Genomic DNA, 16,897 nt, shown 5'->3' on the forward strand with positions numbered 1-16,897 from the left:
AACAATTACGAAAAACATCATTATGGAATCAGACTATGCCAAACAAGGAAAAACTGCAGCCATCGTGGCTTACATTACTATCATTGGTACTATCATTGCCTTTTTCATGAATAATGATGATAAGAATCAATTTGCCAGTTTCCATATTCGACAAGCATTAGGTGTCAATATTAGCTTTTATGTATTGGGAGCCTTGGTTACCATCTTTGATTCATGGCCAATTTCTACTGCATTTTATGTGTTTATCATGGTGCTTTGGTTTTTTGGTTTGATTACAGCTATTAGAGAAGAACAAAAAACAGTACCATTACTTGGGCCTTTCTTTCAAGATTGGTTTGGCTTCATAAAATAATATAAAAAATGCGATCTAGATGGATCGCATTTTTTTATGATTGTATCGTCTTTAATCCTGTTTAGGGCTCCACTTTAATAAGTTTGGTTTTACCACTAGCATCGCCCATGCCCAGTTTTGTGTACTTGCTGGGTCAGCTACACCTTTTAGGATTTCCATAGAATCCGAAGCAAACATATGAGAGTATCCTATCTTTAAAGTAGCAAAAGGAAGTACTTTTTGAGTGTATACCAGATCTACTTCTGTTCCCAGATAGTCATCTATTCCTTCACCCAGGCTTTCTGCAGCTGCAAAATAGTGGGCTTTGATCAAAAGGCTTGACTTTTCTCCGGTTTTGATCACTGTTTTCCCGTAGAGGTCATTCAATCCTACATTATTAGCATGATTCCCTACAAAGAAGTAATCCATATACCCATTGAACTTGTGGTTGGTACCAAAAATTGGGAAGAAGGATTCGATTTTTCCATCGGTTCCTCCATTTTCATCTCCACTTAAAGTCTCAAATCCAAGTCCAAATAATGTTTTCCCTGGCTTATAGGTAAGTTCTAATAATGCATTGTAAGCAGATAGCTCGATATCTTCGGTAAAGTCTCCTGTTTGCCCATAAATATTGGCTGCAATAGAAAATCCTTTTGCAGGTTTGGCTACCAAATGCGTACCAAAGGTTTGTCTGCGTACCGTGCCATCTACAGGTGTTTGTCCATCATTAGGATCTAGATTTTGGTAAGAGTTATTGGCAATTAATAAACTTCCAGAGAATTTCTCCCAGTCTTTATGCAACCAGGTATAGATCATTCCTTTATAATCGAATACTGCTCTTGCATTTCCTCCATTATTAGGATCAAATAGGGTGGTTTGTGTTCTCAAACCATTTTGGTTAAACGCAAGACCTATATCTAGTTTCAACCCTTTATCATTAGCATATTTTAGTAAGGCTGCGTCATGGAATCGACCTTGCATCGCCCAATCCAATCCTCCAAAGATTCGTTGATCATCATAGGACAAGGCTTGCCTTCCTAGTTTGGTAGACCATCCTTTTCCGAATTTGAAATCAATCCAGGCTTGCGCCAATGAGAAGCTATCATTCCCATCGGTAGGTGAAATTTGTGGAGTATCTCCCCAGATACTTACATCTTGAACACTAACAAAGGCAGAAAATTTTTCTTGTTTGTAGCCTAATTTTAATCTAGAACGTTGTTGTACAAATGTTCCGGCATCTACACCATCAGGAATTAACGTACCAAAACCATTTAAATATTCCAATCGAGGCCTGATATCTGCGTCGACACTAAATTCTTGGGCGTTTGTAATAGAGGAAATCGCTACTATCAACAACGCTATAAGTAGTTTATTTTTCATAATCAAAATTTAAAAAATGGAACAAAAAAATACGTATTAACGTTAGAAACAATTAATACGCATTCTCCTTAATTAACCTCAAATTATAATTTCACTTTTTCATAAAGCGTCGTTACATCGTTAAAGGCCTTTGTAAGTTCATTACTTAATCTGTACATATCTGCAGGCTTGATAGTATGATTGAATAATTTTTCTTTATTCGATTTTACCTGGTCCCACTTAGACATAGCAACTCCTAATTTTTCATCAATTCGAGAGTTGTTAAATTCTGATATCAATAACATACTTATAGCACCGTCTAATTCGTTATATACATTTTTGAGCATCTGCTCGTTGTTTTTATCCTTTAGTGTAGAATTATTGGCGAAGTAGTATAATGCTAATCGTTGCGCTAACATCCTTTGCCTTCCTGAAAGGTTAATGATTTTTTTCAATTCACCGTCTTCTTCTCCTAAACCTTCGTCTTCTAATAAAGAATCATTACTATTATTAGCACCTTTAGACTCGGTGATCACAGCCATAACTACACTGTTTGACGCTTTTAAAAGATCTGTATTAGCTTCAATAATCTTTTTGGCGTTATCATAATTGGGTTTTCCATCTACCATTTTCTTAAATGCTGCCCATAACTCTTCAACCTTTGCAAGTCGATCTTTGGTTATTTTGTAATCTGAATTTTGTAGTAGGATATTATTTTGCTTTTCAAATATCAATTTACTGGTAAGTAGGTCTCTTTTGGCCTTAGTATCACTTGGATTTTCTAAAGCATAAAGATAGGCCTTGGCAATTTTTTGTCCTAACATTCTTTGTTTTCCAGAAATGTTTACGGCTTTATTAAAAGTCAACATTCCGAAAGATTTACTACTCTGGGATTTTATATCATTAGTAGTGACTAGTATCACAATTAAGAGTATGAACGCTCTTAACTTATAAGTAAAATTATAGTTTTTCATAGGGTATAAATAAAAGGTTAATTGGGTAATAGTTTCTTAATATTCCTCCAGCGCCAGCTGGTTGATTTTATTATCAGCAGTAAGTTTAATGACCAAAATAGATGATGCATTCTCAAACTCAGTTAAATACCGCTTACTTCCGTTATCATCTAGTAGAAAAGAAGACTCCCCCATTGTCCCTTTTGTAGATTGATTTTTCGAAATAAAAGTTTTTACCTTGTCTAAGGTAAATGACGATTGTAAATCTGCTGAGAATGCATCAAAGATTTTTTGAGCATTGTTAGAATTGTATCCATCAGAAACTATTGCAATGGCATTTTGGTAGTCACTATCTGATTGCGCCAAAACAAATTGCATAGAAAATAACAGTACAATTAAGTAGGTAGTTTTCTTCATAAGAAATTGGGTTTAGTTACTTATTTAATTGACATTTTTATGCTTCAGATTGGGTAGTAAATTGCAAAAAAATACCATAGTGTCTTTTTCAATTTAACTAATATTACGGTTAAACCACAAAAAAATTACTGTTTTTTAACAAAAAATTAACATTTGTATTGTTAATTTAAACATCTACAAATCAATATATTAACCTACTTGTTCACTAGGAAACCCTAAAAACATTAACAAATATTTAAAATATTCATTCTAATTCGTCAAACAAACTTCAAAAAGCTTCTTTAACAATTTTAAAAAAATTATTTTTGACCCTTACATTTTAAAGGATGACAACAAAAACACTTTCCCTTCATCATATAATTAAAGCGCCTACAATTAAAAAGGACAAAACTCCGGTGCTATTTATGTTTCATGGTTACGGTAGTGATGAAAACGATCTTTTTTCTTTCTCATCAGAATTACCAGAAGAACTTTTCATTATTTCGGTAAGAGCTCCTTATCAATTACAACCCTACGGAAATGCATGGTATGCAATCTATTTTGATGATAACCAAGGGAAATTTAGCGACGACCAACAAGCGATTCTATCTAGAGATAAAATTGCATCATTTATAGACGAAGCAATCGACGCTTATGATTTGGACAAAGAAAACGTTACCATTTTAGGTTTTAGTCAAGGTACCATACTGAGCTATTCGGTAGCACTCTCCTATCCGGACAAGATCAAAAATGTGATTGCATTAAGTGGGTATCTTAATGAAGACATTTTAAAAGAAGGCTACGAAAAGAATGATTTTTCTGGTCTTAACATTTACTGTTCTCATGGTAGTGTAGACCAAGTTATTCCTTTGGTATGGGCACAACGTGCTCCATCTTTCCTGGCAGAATTAGGGATAGAGACCTCGCTAAACGAGTTTCCCGTTGGACATGGTGTTGCCCCCCAGAACTTCTATCAGTTTAAAGATTGGCTGATCAAAAACTTATAAAAAATACAAAGACCTCCTACTGCTGTAAGAGGTCTTTTTTAATAAGAGTGTTTTGTATGATTTCTTAATTATTATCGTGCCGGACTATATTCCTTAAGCGCTGGTAATATCTTCTGCTCAAGTGTCAAATACAAAGATCTCATCACATCCATTTTTGTTTTTCGAATAAAAACAATTGCCAAATTCTTAAAATCAATAGGCACAATGCTTAGTAGTCCTTTGTTAGATTCGTTATGTTTTATCTTAGCATTGAAATATTTGATAAATACATTCTCACTGCTTAGGATTTCAGGTTTTTGTTTGATCTCTTCTACTTCAGTAATGGTAAAAGGAACACCAATAACATCTGTACTTACTTCATTTAAATGAAACCTTTCTATAATTCTTTTTTTCACTGCAGTAATGGCTTCTGTATTTTCCATTTCCGGACTTGGATATGAGTATTTCCAATACTTACAGGTAGCCGAATACACAATAGGATTCATCGTTATACCGACCATATATACATTCTTCCATATATTTAAGAGTTTTGCACGAATCATCGTCTTCATGATTAAGCCTTTAGGGAAATAAGAACTCATACGTTCTTCTTTTATGATCCCAAATCCCAGGCGCATGTATATATCTTTTTTATTTGCTGGATTCTTACAGTACATAAAATAAGCTACCCCTATATCCAAATTGTTTTTCTTCATGAAATACAAATCCATTTTCGAACACTTTGAAAACAATTTTCTAAAATCATCTAGGGATACCTGGTCACTAATCGAAGATTTGAAAAGTGCATAAAATCGATCTTCTAGCAGGGAGTCTTTTTCAATTACTTTAATACGGTGGCGCTCTAACTTTGTCATATTTTGGGGTTTTGGATGAAGTAGTTTTTCACAATTGTTAAAAAAATCCTACAACTATATCACACTACAAAATTATGAGTTTTGCCGTTCAAAAAAAGAGAATTCAAAAGTTTAATACCTCCTTAACTTTCTATACTAAAACAGTTTTAAATAACTAAAAAACAGATATTTAAACTTAAAAATAACATCAAAAATATGGTTTACGCGTATCAATTTTGTTGCTAAAACTCTCGTTTTTATCGGTACTTTTTTAGTCCATTACGAAATTGATAAAATACCATACCTCCTATTAAATTTTTGTTAACAAATAAGAAAGTCTAAATTAGGGAGACTGATCAATGAAGTATTAAAAGTTTTAGATCCTAAAGATTAGTAGAACATCAAACCAACTATATCTTATCGGTATTTATCACTCAATCCAATTCCTTGAAGTATCATTGGGGTTATTTTTTCTAAACGTGAAATACGAGTGGCTTCCCGTTTGGCAGTAGCTATATACTCTATATATTCTTTCTGTTTATATGAAGGTAGGTTATCAAACGCTTTTTTAAGTGTTTCACTTGAAGCAAACACTTCTTCCAATGCTCCTGGTATTGATATCTCTTTCGTCTTGCTAGGTTTCACTTCTTTCCCATCTTTTTGATTTTGGATTGCTTCCTTCACATATTGTAATACCAATTCACGGTCAATTTCTTCAATAGTGCTAAAACGCCATTGTCGCAGACCTTTTGTCTTGCCTTCTTGAGCATTTATTAATTTCTTTTGATCGTCTTGCAAAAAAACTCCGTTGTAGAACCAAATACCTACATACGATTTAAAGGCCCCCATCCCTACTACATTCTTATTATTTAAGGTATACACGGGCATCCCCCATTTTACTGTTTCTTCTAATTCTGTTGTTAAGAGGATAGATCTCAGCAATTCCAATTCTTTTTTCCAGGAATCTTTTTTTGAGATAAATTCCTCTACTGATTTATTTTTTTCCATGACTTGCGAGCTCTTTTGGATTATAGTTATTTAAAATTCCCCTAAAATGTCCTTAGCATACATCATCTAACCAATATAAATAAAATGTACGGGTTTTTAAACTGGGGGGTTTCAAATATACCGACAAAGTCAATTCAAAAGACAAAACTGAATACTAGAGAGCCACTTTCAAACTTTTAGAGGTTGAAGAATCCCATTGTACATCAACACTTAATGTTTTATCCTCACTATTCCATTCACCCGTTATTGAAGTACCATCCAAAGTTATAGATTTTGGATTCGAAGCTATATTATGAAGTATCACATGAATACTTCTTTCACTTGAAGTATATCCAGTTCCCTTTTCTGCTTTAAAATCAATACCTAGGTTATTTCCAGAATAGGAACTTTCGAATTTCAAAAGTTCATACTTCCCGTTCTCAAAAGCATTAGGAGTTACTCCGTCATCGTCATAAAGTTTGCCTTCTGCATTATTCACCAAATCATCATGATAATAATGCAAAATTAGATTTTTGGTGCTGTATTGCTCTGTAGTCTGAACAGGCTTAACCATAGGGATAAATGCACCCGCTTTTACAAAAACAGGAATATGGTCTTCTACTACTTCTGCTGTTTTATAGCTACCTCCTTCATACTTTTTACCTGTAAAAAAGTCATACCAGTTCGTTCCCTTGGGAAAAGGAACATCCATCGCTGCAATACCAGGTTTGATTACCGGGGAAACCAAAAAGTTATCTCCCCACATATAGGTGAAACTCAATTCACTAAATTCTTTGTTATCATCCTCAAAAAACAAAGGACGCATCAATGGGATTCCAGTCTGATTATTATCAAAAGCTATGGTATAGTTGTAAGGTAGCAAACTATAGCGTAGTTCTACACTCTTTTTTGCCAAAGCTTTGGTTTTCTTATCATGAAAAACAGGCTCGGGTGCAATATGCTCTTGCGCATGGGGTCTAAAAATAGGTTGAAACACACCATACTGTAACCAACGGGTATATAATTCTGGATCGAAGACTTCTCCTCCAGCAAACCCTCCTAGGTCGGAATGCATATACCCTAATCCTTGCATACCCATCGACAAAGCTATTTCGGTTTGCGGTTGCAATCCTCCCCAGCTTCGGTTTACATCTCCAGACCAAGGAATCATCCCAAAACGTTGAGATCCCGAATACCCAGCACGCATAAGAATAAACGGTCTTTGATCCGCAAAATCTTTTTGATATCCTTCCTGTATCAAACGTGCCCAATCGTGTCCATATATATTATGAACTTCATCGGCACTTCCTGCAGCATGTTGAAGATCTGAAGGATGTACTTCTGGTTCACCTAAATCTCCCCACCATCCGGCAATACCATATTCTTTAGTATACTCTTTATAGATATTCCAGAACCATTCTTTTCCTTTAGGATCATAGATATCTACAATTCCTGTATTTCCGAAGTAAAAATCATATCGATAAGGATTCCCTATAGAATCTTTCCCCAAAACTCCTTCTTTTACAGCTTCTTCCCACTTTTTTGAGGTGGATAATATAAAAGGCTCTGTGATCAAAACAGTTTTTACTCCTTTTGATCTAAAATCATTAATCATTTGTTTAGGATTTGGGAATGAATCTTTTAAAAATTCCAAATTCCCCATATGCCCTTTGATCTCTTTTCCAAACCAATAAATATCCAAAATGACTGCATCCAAAGGAATACTATCCTTTTTAAATCTATCCACTGTGGTAATCGTTTCTTTTTCGGAGTGATATCCAAAACGGCTAGCAAAATTACCAAACGCCCATCTTGGTGGTAGTGGTTGCTTACCTGTCAAATCTGTGTATGCATGCATCATATCTTTCCAATCTTCACCCGCGATTACCTGATATGTCTTTCTTCCACTTATAGTTTCGTATTGTAACGTATTGTCTTTTTTACTGTCAATATCCAAAAACCCTATAGGTGCATTATCAAAATGTACCGCATATACTTTTGAGGACTGTACTAAAGGCATATTAAAATTCATTAACTCTGAATAGTTTTCATATCCATAATGTGCCCTATTATATAACTGCAAACGCTTCCCTCTTCTATTCATTCCCACTGCACGAGACCCTGTTCCATAAATCACTTCATCTTTATCTAATGTAAAATCCAGAATTTCTGTAGAATCTGTTTGTATATATCCTTTCCCTTCTGCGATTAGTGGTTTTCCTTTATATGAATACGAAATTTTAAAAGGTTCTTTAGTAATTTCGACCACTAAACCAGCCGTAGCATACGTAATATTCTCGTTGGTTTCTTTAATGTTCGCTTTGATATTAGGAGCTAAGACTACAGCATGAGACTCCTTATTAATCGACTCTCCTTTGGGAATAAAAGAAGTCTCTACAATCTTGTTTGAATAAGGAGTAATGATGTATTTACCATTATCTTTATACACCTCTATATAGGTCCCTTTATCTTTAAAACCTTGATAAGGACCGTCATATGTCTTTTTACAAGAGGTTAGTACTGCGCCAAAAGATAGGGCCAATAGTAGAGAAAAATGCGAAAGCTTCATTATAGATATATTTCTTGAATCGAATAGAAATCAAATATAACCGAATCCAGCAACAATCAAACTTCTCTTAACTATAAGGGCCGAAATTTATTGAATCTTCAGTCTTTTTCTAATAACGCCTAAAAAATCACAAAAGATCACTACAACGTTTGCGTAAGAATTTTAGGTAAAATGTAAGTCTTACGAAATGGTAAAATTGCTAACCTTCTCCTAAACATTTCTTTAAATACTTAAAACATTTCGGTAATACGATCCATGTAATTTTAGGTTGTTTTTAACCAATATAACTAAAACGTATTACACATCATGAAACGTTATTACCAAATCATCGTTACCGCTAAACGTATGGTACTTGCGAGTACTATATGCCTGGGATGCACTCAATCATTAGTGGCCCAAGAGCAGCCCCCTATCTCCTCTCCAGAAAAGGAAGAGAAATCAACTTTTAATATCCCTCTAGATAATTTTTATAGTAAGAAAATTTACCCAAAAGGAACTGGTAGGTCCTTTTTCAACTTTGGAGACATTTTGGTAGCCAGGGCTGTACTACCAGCTGCTAGTTTTTCTGAAGGCCCCACCTCAGGACAGTACATCGGTTCAGGATTAATCAATCAACAACCAGTTCCTTTTTTGAATAAACAACCCATTCAAGGTTTCTCTTCTGTATTAAACAATTATGACGGTACTTTCACAGCGCTATCCGATAATGGATTTGGAAGTATCGAAAACTCTGCTGATTATAATCTTCGTCTATATCAAATCCAGCCTAACTTTAGGGCTTTTGTAGGAGGTGGAAAAGGTACCGTAGATATTGTAGACTTTATTGAACTGAAGGACCCCAATGGTCTTATTCCTTTTGCTATCGTCAACCATTTCTCTGATACCAGAGTACTTACTGGAGCAGATTTTGATATCGAATCCATTCAGAGAACCGCTAATGGTGATTATTGGATTGGCGACGAATTTGGTCCTTTCCTACTGCACTTCGATCGCAACGGGGTGTTATTAGATCCTCCTTTTGCGCTTCCTGATTTTGATAATCCGGGAAAAGAACTTCGCGCACCACAGACTCCTTTTAATGAAGAATTTAGTGCTCTTAGAGTGATGAATGCCATGCGATCACATGCGCTAGCATACGGAAGCAAAGCGCCGATAATGTCTCCTTGGTTTGTTATGCTTGATGATCAAAATACGAACACGGTAGTAGGAAGCAGAGCAAATCCTCCTTTAGGATTGCAACAGGCGTCTAGCGAATTGTTCAATGTTTCTTCTTTAAACAGAGCCGGTCATGATGTAGTGGTGTATACCGTGAATGATTTAGAGAACATGAATCTACTTTTGGAACTGGGTGTACAGGGAATCATCTCTGATCGACCCGATTTACTTTTGGAAGCTGTACAAAGCTTTGATAAAGACAATGACGGAAAAGCCGATTTCATGGATGAAGATGGACTCATCGACGTAACTCTATTCGACGCACAAGGTCATAGAGGTGCGAGAAACCTAAGGCCAGAAAACACAATCCCTTCAATGGAAGCGGCGCTAGACTATTTGATGCCAACTTTAGAAACAGATTGCGGGATTACGCTTGATGGTGTACCAGTGTTGGACCACGATCCACATATTGAAGCTGCGAAAACCAGAAAGGCAGATGGAACACCTTATGAATTTGAAGACGAAGTATTGGTAAAAGACCTTACCTTGAATGAAATCCAGACCACTTTTATCGCTGATAAAATTCTATCAGGAAGACCAGCGCAAACCAACGATCTTGCACTTTCTCCTGTATCGGTTGCCTTTGCGGATCAAAACGGTTTTATCGATCCTTATATCATGCCTTCTCTTCAACAAATGTTTGATTTTGTTGAGTTTTATATCGAATACTATAAGAACGGACCCGGAGCATCAGATCCCGAAGCAGAGCAACGTTGGAAGAACGCTTCTAAGGTTCGTTTTAACATAGAAACCAAAATTAATCCAAGAACCGATACTGATGATCGTGGAGATGTATTCGCAGAAAGAACTGTAGATCCTGAAACCTTCACCAAAGCGGTTGCCGACGTGATCGTAGCTAACAATCTTGAAGATCGTGCAGATATCCAGAGCTTTGATTTTAGAACCTTATTGATTTCACACAAATTGTATCCAGAAATACGTACAGTGTGTTTGCTAGGGGATTTCCCAAAAGTAGGTACCGCTGGAGACGGTACAAATTTACAAGATCAAAACGGACAAAATACCCCTTGGTTGGCAGGTCTATACTGGCCATACAGAAGCACACAACTTACTAATCCCATCCGTGTTAAAGGTAGCGGTGGTTTTGAAGGAATGGCTTTAACCACAGATGGTCAAAAGTTATTACCATTATTAGAAAAAACCCTAGTTGGATCAGAAAACAACAACTTATTAATCCATGAATTTGATTTAAGTAGTAAAACTTATACTGGTAAACAATTTCAGTATCCACTAGATGAAAGAGCTTCTGCAATTGGAGATTTTGTTATGTTTAGCAACAACAGAGGGCTTATTATCGAAAGAGACGGTTCTCAAGGTGATCTTAATGGATTCAAAGCCATTTATGAAGTACAAATTGACCAAGATGAAGAGTTGGCACAAAAAAGACTTAATGTAAATCTATTAGACATTAATGATATTCGTAGATTATCACTACCTGGTCTTGAAGGAGATGTTGGTATCGGAAGAGATTTCGCTTTCCCTTTTGTAACTATCGAAAGTGTAGTAGTATTTAATCCTTTCCTGATTGGAGTCCTTAATGATAATAATTACCCATTTAGTATAGGTCGTCATGTAGGGACAGGATTACCAGATGATAACGAGTTTATATTAGTATGGTTGGATCAGCCTCTGGGAAGACCTTGGCGCTCTTCTCGACCTGATAAGGTAACTCAAAATACTATAAAGGTGTATCCAAATACATTTGATAACTTGGTTACTTTTGCAAATGTAGCTAACGAAAACAGTACTGTGACTATCAAAGTATATGATATCTCCGGAAACTTGGTCAAAACTGTTGCTGATCATCAAAATAGTCAAGAAAACTCAGATTTTATCTGGAACGGAAGATCAGAAAATGGTGCCGAACTATCCAGAGGGTTTTATATAGCTATAATCGAGGTAGATGGTAATCTGTTCAAAAAGAAATTATTAAAGAGATAAATTAACCAATACTTAAAACCATATTAACCACAAAAAGCTGCCTAGAAAGGCAGCTTTTCTTATTCTATTTTGATCTATTTTATTGTAATTGTTGTGTCAACAACTCAGCAACCAATTCTGCGGATGCAGGATTTTGACCAGTAATCAACAAACCATCTTCCAAAGCATATGGACTCCAATCTGCTACTTTAGAATAAATCCCTCCGTTTTCTTTAAGCATATCTTCTACCAAAAATGGAACTACTTCGGTTAATTCTACCGCTGCCTCTTCAGTATTCGTAAAACCTGTTACTTTCTTTCCTTTCACCAAAGGCTCTCCTTCTGCATTCTTTGTGTTTTTAAATACTGCCGGAGCATGACAAACTGCAGCAACAGGTTTGTTATTTGCATAAAACGCTTCGATCAACTTGATCGAGTTTTGGTCTTCAGACAGATCCCATAAAGGACCATGACCACCAGGATAAAATATCGCGTCGAAATCGTTCTGGTTCATTTCACTTAACACCAAGGTGCTAGCCAACAGTTTTTTGGCATCCTCATCAGTACTAAAACGCTTTGTAGAAGCCGTTTGAAAATCCGGAAGTTCACTTTTAGGATCTATAGGAGGTTGTCCTCCTTTTGGAGAAGCAAGAGTAATGTCATACCCTTTATCTTTTAAAATATAATACGGGGTCGCAAATTCTTCTACCCAAAATCCAGTTTTTACACCAGTATCTCCAAGTTCTGAGTGGCTGGTAAGTACAAATAGAATTTTCTTTGGGGCTTCAGTAGTATTCTTCTCTTCTGTAGCTTCTTCAGTTTTATCTGTTGTTTTTTTGGTTCCATTTTCATTTCCACAAGAAGAAAATGCAACTATGGTAAGCACTAGGGCTAATTTTTTCATGATTTTTTATCTTTTGATTATCATTTGCAAAATTAAACCAGCACCAAACGAAAAAAATTGATCTATGGTAATTTTTCTCGATTTAAAATTTCTTAAGACTTGTTATTCTCGAAAGAAAAATAGGCTAATAGTCCTATTAGCTTCTTGGGTACAGAAAAGACTTTTGCACTTCAAAATCCACTACTCCATCTTCTCTAACATCGTAGATAATAAACAACTGTCCCCAATATACTCCATCTGTAAAATCAGCGATGATCCATTTGTGATTTAGTAATCGAACTTTGTTGATTGCCATTTTACCTTCCATCCCTACAAAAGGAACTATTGGATTATCCTTATCAGCTTTGTTCTGACCTATAATTTGATCGATTATGGTCAGTTCTAATTTTTTTGCATCATATCCTTGTTCTTCAAAGTAAGCAATCGCCTCTTCATCACTATCCAAACGGAAATACGTCAAATCCAGATTCGCATCTACCAAAGAGTCAATAACCGCCGTTTTCTCCGTCTTCTGTGTTTGTAACTCTTCTTCCAGATTTGCAATCTTTGCATCATAGGATTCTTTGGCTTTCTTAGCATTCATAAACTGAAAGAGAACAAACAAAGCGGTAAAAATGAACAAATACATAAATATTTTACTCTTCATATCAAATGGTAATTTTTAAATTATCGTAGGCTAAAAATATATTTTCTGGTAATTGTTGTTGCACTTCTTCATGAAATCCTAACAGATGACTAATGTGAGTCAGATATGCTTTTTCGGGTTGTATATCTTCAATAAATGCTATCGCTTCTTCTAGGTTAAAATGAGAAGGATGAGGCTCAATACGCAGTGCATTTACTACAAGCACCTTTACCCCTTTTAATTTTTCGCGTTCTTCTTGTTCTACGGTCTTTACATCAGTAAGATAAGCAAAGTCTTTGAATCTAAAACCGAATACCTGCAAACGATTATGCATCAAATTAATAGGAACCACCTGTAGACTATTCAGGTGAAAAGGTTCGTTTACCAATTCATTTTCAATAACGCTTGGAGCTCCAGGATATTTATTTTCTGAAGTAAAAATGTAATCAAACCGCTTTTTTAATGAGGACATCACTCTTTGATGTGCGTAAATAGGGATATCCCCTTGTCGAAAGAAAAAAGGTCGAATATCATCTAATCCCATAGTGTGATCAGCATGCTCGTGGGTAAAAAGAATACCATCAATATGCGAAACATTATTAGTCAACATTTGTTGTCTAAAATCCGGGCCACAGTCAATTACATAAGTATAAGAATCCCATGAAATCAAAACCGAAACACGAAGACGTTTATCCTTTGGGTCATTACTTAAACAGACGGGATGTGTGCTTCCTATTATTGGAATTCCCTGTGAAGTGCCAGTACCAAGAAAAGTGATCTCCATAGTGCCAATTATAAGAGCAAATGTAATTATATTTTTTGGTCAAAAACGGACCTAATTGGCTAATTATATTTCAACCCGACTCTAAAGTGCAGAAATTTTGGTTATAGTTTTTTTAATATTGAAGGGATTGTTACCTTTACATTAAACAAAAAAAGCCCTTTTTACTATGCCTATCACGATCATGGGAGACAAAGAGTTCGAATCTGTCCCCTCTATAAAGAGCAAAGCGTTACGTATCAATTTGAACCAGAATATCTACGGTACTTTTGCTGAAATTGGTGCAGGACAAGAAACTGTAAGGAATTTTTTTAGAGCTGGTGGAGCGTCTGGAACGATAGCCAAAGCTATGAGTGCTTATGACAAGGATTTTAGTGATGCTATCTACGGTATTGAAAATGACAAACGCTACGTAACCGAAGCCAGGCTAAAGAAAATGCTTAAGCACGAGGTAAAACTTATAGAACAAAGAATAACTAGAGAAAAACATCCGAATAAGTTATTTTTTAGTTACGCCAATACGGTTGCCACTATCGACTTTGCAAAAAAGTATAAGGGCCACGGATGGGTTGGTATTAGATATCAAACCAAACCGGACGAAGATTATAATGAGATCATTTTACACATTCGTTTTCATGAAAACGATGCTAGATTGCAACAGATTACCTTAGGTATTCTTGGTGTAAACCTGATTTATGGTGCCTACTATAAGTATGACAATCCAAAAAAATTATTACGATACCTATATGATCACTTAGATAAAGATCAAATAGAAATAGATACTATCAATTTTTCGGGACCACGATTTACCAAAGTAGATAATCGCTTGATGAGTTTGCAACTGGTTAAAAATGGAATGACAGAAGCCGTAATGTTTGGCCCTGATGGGAACAATGTACTACCAGCAGCTATTCTATACAAGAAAAATATTCTTGCCCTTCGAGGAAGTTTTAGACCTGTGACCAAAGTAAATATGGATATTTACAAGACGTCATTAAATATGTTTCTGAATGAAAACAAGGTGAATAAGGACAAGACAGTTGTTATTTTTGAAATAACACTCTCTAACTTAAGAGCAGAAGGAGAAATCGATGAAGAAGACTTTATGGCTAGAGCGAGGTTACTCTGTTCTTTGGGACAAACCGTAATGATTTCTAATTTCAAAGAGTATTATAAAGTAGTTGAATATTTCTCTAACTACACCAAAGAGCGTATGGCACTTGCTATGGGAGTCAACAACCTTGTGGACATTTTTGACGAGAAATATTATCGCCATCTTAGTGGAGGTATTTTGGAAGCCTTTGGTAAATTATTCTTTAAGGATCTAAAAGTGTACCTGTACCCATTGCATAATCAAAAGACTGATGATTTCACCACTAGTGATAATCTAAAAGTGCATCCGCGAATGAAAGAACTATACAAGTTCTTTAAGTATAACGGTAAGCTACAAGACATTACGGATTACGATCCGGATATTATGGATATTTTCTCTAGAGAAGTATTACAAAAAATACAAGATGGAGAAACCGGCTGGGAAGATCAATTACCAGATCTAATTCCTGAAATGATCAAAGCGAATAACTTCTTTGGTTATAAAAATATTGAAGAAACCATAGAGTAATGCTGAAGAAACAATAAAAGAAAAGCACCATTTCTATGGTGCTTTTTTATTTAAAGGATTTGCGCTGCATGATCCTTTGTTTTTACTTTCTGGATAACTTCTGATATGACTCCATTCTCATCGATAACAAAAGTAGTACGATGAATACCGTCATACTCTTTACCCATAAATTTCTTAGGTCCCCAGACTTCAAAGGCTTCGATAACTTGCTTATCCTCGTCTGCTAGAAGTGGATAAGGTAACTCGTACTTGTTTTTAAAGTTTTGCTGACGTTTAGCACTATCAGCGCTTACTCCCAAAATATCATAGCCTTGAGCCTGGAAAGTCTGGTAATTATCTTTTAAGTTACAAGCCTCTGCAGTACAACCTGGAGTACTTGCTTTAGGATAGAAAAAAACTACTAGTTTTTTCCCTTTATAATCTCCCAAAGAAATGGTGTTCCCATCCTGATCTAGGGCCGAAAAATTTGGGGCCTTATCCCCTGCTTTAAGTGTTGTCATAGTAGATGATATCTTATGATTTGTATTTTGTTTAAACTTTCTGAGTAAAAATATAACAAAAATGACTTTTTTCTATGTTTTTATCAAAACTTTAATTCCAAAGAACCGTATAACTCCTTTTATAATTTAATATTTTAGCTTCAAAATTATGAGATAATGACAAAACAGGAAAAGGTAGATTTTACCATCAAAACATTACAAGAGTTATATCCCAAAATACCTATTCCTTTAGATCATAAAGATCCTTATACTTTGTTGATCGCAGTTTTAATGAGCGCACAAAGTACCGATGTTCGAGTTAATCAAATCACACCTTTGCTTTTTGATCGAGCCGATAATCCATTTGCTATGGTGCGCCTTTCTGTGGATGAAATTCGTGAAATCATCAAACCCGTTGGGCTTAGTCCCATGAAATCAAAAGGAATCCACGGTTTATCCCAGATTTTGATTGACAAATACAACGGAGAGGTCCCTCAAAGTTTTGAAGCCCTGGAAGAACTTCCAGCCGTTGGGCACAAAACTGCTAGTGTGGTCATGTCACAAGCATTTGGAGTTCCAGCTTTTCCTGTAGATACTCATATTCACCGTTTGATGTATCGATGGGGCTTTACCAATGGTAAAAATGTGGTGCAAACCGAAAAGGACGCCAAACGTCTATTTCCAAAAGAATTGTGGAATGATCTTCATCTACAAATCATATGGTACGGTCGTGAATACTCTCCCGCAAGAGGTTGGGATCTGGAAAAAGATATTATCACCAAGACTATCGGTCGAAAAACCGTTTTACAAGAATACTATAAAAGTAAAAAGCCTGTCAAATGACAGGCTTTTCTTGTTTTAATTTAAAATCGTTTCAAATTTGAAGTTGTTATATT

General features: G+C 35.6%; 15 protein-coding genes. 5 read left to right on the forward strand and 10 right to left on the reverse strand.

What is annotated here, in order from left to right; all coding sequences use genetic code 11:
* The first annotated feature begins 22 nt into the window (after positions 1-22).
* Positions 23-352: a DUF4870 domain-containing protein gene (locus ACXAGJ_RS03090; RefSeq protein ID WP_073314097.1), complete on the forward strand. Its 330-nt coding sequence runs from the start codon at positions 23-25 to the stop codon at positions 350-352.
* A gap of 51 nt (positions 353-403) precedes the next feature.
* On the opposite strand, the gene ACXAGJ_RS03095 is transcribed toward ACXAGJ_RS03090, so the two are convergent.
* The 3 genes from ACXAGJ_RS03095 to ACXAGJ_RS03105 all read right to left on the reverse strand — a co-directional run bounded on the left by ACXAGJ_RS03095 (position 404) and on the right by ACXAGJ_RS03105 (position 3,060).
* Positions 404-1,711: an alginate export family protein gene (locus ACXAGJ_RS03095; protein WP_474837011.1), complete on the reverse strand. Its 1,308-nt coding sequence runs from the start codon at positions 1,709-1,711 to the stop codon at positions 404-406.
* 83 nt (positions 1,712-1,794) lie between these two features.
* Positions 1,795-2,664 (reverse strand): type IV pili methyl-accepting chemotaxis transducer N-terminal domain-containing protein, encoded by an 870-nt coding sequence (locus ACXAGJ_RS03100; RefSeq protein ID WP_474837013.1) that lies wholly within the window; start codon positions 2,662-2,664, stop codon positions 1,795-1,797.
* Between the two features lie 36 nt (positions 2,665-2,700).
* Positions 2,701-3,060 (reverse strand): hypothetical protein, encoded by a 360-nt coding sequence (locus tag ACXAGJ_RS03105; RefSeq protein WP_474837015.1) that lies wholly within the window; start codon positions 3,058-3,060, stop codon positions 2,701-2,703.
* 326 nt (positions 3,061-3,386) lie between these two features.
* Between ACXAGJ_RS03105 and ACXAGJ_RS03110 the strand changes: the two genes are divergently transcribed.
* Positions 3,387-4,046 carry an alpha/beta hydrolase gene (locus ACXAGJ_RS03110; protein WP_474837017.1) on the forward strand — a complete coding sequence of 220 codons (660 nt, stop codon included), beginning with the start codon at positions 3,387-3,389 and terminating at the stop codon, positions 4,044-4,046.
* Positions 4,047-4,117: 71 nt separating this feature from the next.
* On the opposite strand, the gene ACXAGJ_RS03115 is transcribed toward ACXAGJ_RS03110, so the two are convergent.
* The 3 genes from ACXAGJ_RS03115 to ACXAGJ_RS03125 all read right to left on the reverse strand — a co-directional run bounded on the left by ACXAGJ_RS03115 (position 4,118) and on the right by ACXAGJ_RS03125 (position 8,435).
* Entirely contained in the window at positions 4,118-4,900 is a 783-nt protein-coding gene (locus ACXAGJ_RS03115; protein ID WP_474837019.1) for a hypothetical protein, read from the reverse strand.
* 396 nt (positions 4,901-5,296) lie between these two features.
* Positions 5,297-5,887 carry a YdeI/OmpD-associated family protein gene (locus tag ACXAGJ_RS03120; protein ID WP_474837021.1) on the reverse strand — a complete coding sequence of 197 codons (591 nt, stop codon included), beginning with the start codon at positions 5,885-5,887 and terminating at the stop codon, positions 5,297-5,299.
* A gap of 154 nt (positions 5,888-6,041) precedes the next feature.
* Complete coding sequence (locus ACXAGJ_RS03125; protein WP_474837023.1) at positions 6,042-8,435, reverse strand: glycoside hydrolase family 31 protein; 2,394 nt, start codon at positions 8,433-8,435, stop codon at positions 6,042-6,044.
* Between the two features lie 306 nt (positions 8,436-8,741).
* Here ACXAGJ_RS03125 and ACXAGJ_RS03130 point away from each other — a divergent pair, with 306 nt between their 5' ends.
* A complete protein-coding gene (locus ACXAGJ_RS03130) occupies positions 8,742-11,612 on the forward strand; it encodes an esterase-like activity of phytase family protein (RefSeq protein WP_474837025.1) in 2,871 nt (956 codons plus the stop codon).
* Between the two features lie 79 nt (positions 11,613-11,691).
* On the opposite strand, the gene ACXAGJ_RS03135 is transcribed toward ACXAGJ_RS03130, so the two are convergent.
* From ACXAGJ_RS03135 to ACXAGJ_RS03145, 3 genes are all read right to left on the reverse strand, one after another.
* A complete protein-coding gene (locus tag ACXAGJ_RS03135; RefSeq protein WP_474837027.1) occupies positions 11,692-12,495 on the reverse strand; it encodes a type 1 glutamine amidotransferase domain-containing protein in 804 nt (267 codons plus the stop codon).
* 136 nt (positions 12,496-12,631) lie between these two features.
* Positions 12,632-13,141 carry a hypothetical protein gene (locus ACXAGJ_RS03140; protein WP_474837029.1) on the reverse strand — a complete coding sequence of 170 codons (510 nt, stop codon included), beginning with the start codon at positions 13,139-13,141 and terminating at the stop codon, positions 12,632-12,634.
* A 1-nt stretch (position 13,142) separates the two neighbouring features.
* Positions 13,143-13,904, reverse strand: a complete 762-nt coding sequence (locus ACXAGJ_RS03145; protein WP_474837031.1) for an MBL fold metallo-hydrolase — start codon at positions 13,902-13,904, stop codon at positions 13,143-13,145.
* Between the two features lie 166 nt (positions 13,905-14,070).
* On the opposite strand from ACXAGJ_RS03145, the gene ACXAGJ_RS03150 reads away from it, so the two are divergent.
* Positions 14,071-15,522, forward strand: coding sequence for a TonB-dependent receptor (locus ACXAGJ_RS03150; RefSeq protein ID WP_474837033.1), 1,452 nt, complete (start codon positions 14,071-14,073; stop codon positions 15,520-15,522).
* A 50-nt stretch (positions 15,523-15,572) separates the two neighbouring features.
* Here the strand turns inward: ACXAGJ_RS03150 and bcp are convergent, their stop codons facing one another.
* Positions 15,573-16,022: a thioredoxin-dependent thiol peroxidase gene (gene bcp, locus ACXAGJ_RS03155; protein WP_073314121.1), complete on the reverse strand. Its 450-nt coding sequence runs from the start codon at positions 16,020-16,022 to the stop codon at positions 15,573-15,575.
* 156 nt (positions 16,023-16,178) lie between these two features.
* Between bcp and ACXAGJ_RS03160 the strand changes: the two genes are divergently transcribed.
* Positions 16,179-16,844: an endonuclease III domain-containing protein gene (locus tag ACXAGJ_RS03160; protein WP_474837035.1), complete on the forward strand. Its 666-nt coding sequence runs from the start codon at positions 16,179-16,181 to the stop codon at positions 16,842-16,844.
* Positions 16,845-16,897 lie beyond the last annotated feature (53 nt).

The organism is Aquimarina sp. AWH4_224 (assembly GCF_056160245.1).

Bases quoted from the DNA above. Each gene is read 5' to 3' on its own strand.
- ACXAGJ_RS03090 (WP_073314097.1), top strand. From the start codon at position 23: ATGGAATCAGACTATGCCAAACAAGGAAAAACTGCAGCCATCGTGGCT.
- ACXAGJ_RS03095 (WP_474837011.1), bottom strand. From the start codon at position 1,711: ATGAAAAATAAACTACTTATAGCGTTGTTGATAGTAGCGATTTCCTCT.
- ACXAGJ_RS03100 (WP_474837013.1), bottom strand. From the start codon at position 2,664: ATGAAAAACTATAATTTTACTTATAAGTTAAGAGCGTTCATACTCTTA.
- ACXAGJ_RS03105 (WP_474837015.1), bottom strand. From the start codon at position 3,060: ATGAAGAAAACTACCTACTTAATTGTACTGTTATTTTCTATGCAATTT.
- ACXAGJ_RS03110 (WP_474837017.1), top strand. From the start codon at position 3,387: ATGACAACAAAAACACTTTCCCTTCATCATATAATTAAAGCGCCTACA.
- ACXAGJ_RS03115 (WP_474837019.1), bottom strand. From the start codon at position 4,900: ATGACAAAGTTAGAGCGCCACCGTATTAAAGTAATTGAAAAAGACTCC.
- ACXAGJ_RS03120 (WP_474837021.1), bottom strand. From the start codon at position 5,887: ATGGAAAAAAATAAATCAGTAGAGGAATTTATCTCAAAAAAAGATTCC.
- ACXAGJ_RS03125 (WP_474837023.1), bottom strand. From the start codon at position 8,435: ATGAAGCTTTCGCATTTTTCTCTACTATTGGCCCTATCTTTTGGCGCA.
- ACXAGJ_RS03130 (WP_474837025.1), top strand. From the start codon at position 8,742: ATGAAACGTTATTACCAAATCATCGTTACCGCTAAACGTATGGTACTT.
- ACXAGJ_RS03135 (WP_474837027.1), bottom strand. From the start codon at position 12,495: ATGAAAAAATTAGCCCTAGTGCTTACCATAGTTGCATTTTCTTCTTGT.
- ACXAGJ_RS03140 (WP_474837029.1), bottom strand. From the start codon at position 13,141: ATGAAGAGTAAAATATTTATGTATTTGTTCATTTTTACCGCTTTGTTT.
- ACXAGJ_RS03145 (WP_474837031.1), bottom strand. From the start codon at position 13,904: ATGGAGATCACTTTTCTTGGTACTGGCACTTCACAGGGAATTCCAATA.
- ACXAGJ_RS03150 (WP_474837033.1), top strand. From the start codon at position 14,071: ATGCCTATCACGATCATGGGAGACAAAGAGTTCGAATCTGTCCCCTCT.
- bcp (WP_073314121.1), bottom strand. From the start codon at position 16,022: ATGACAACACTTAAAGCAGGGGATAAGGCCCCAAATTTTTCGGCCCTA.
- ACXAGJ_RS03160 (WP_474837035.1), top strand. From the start codon at position 16,179: ATGACAAAACAGGAAAAGGTAGATTTTACCATCAAAACATTACAAGAG.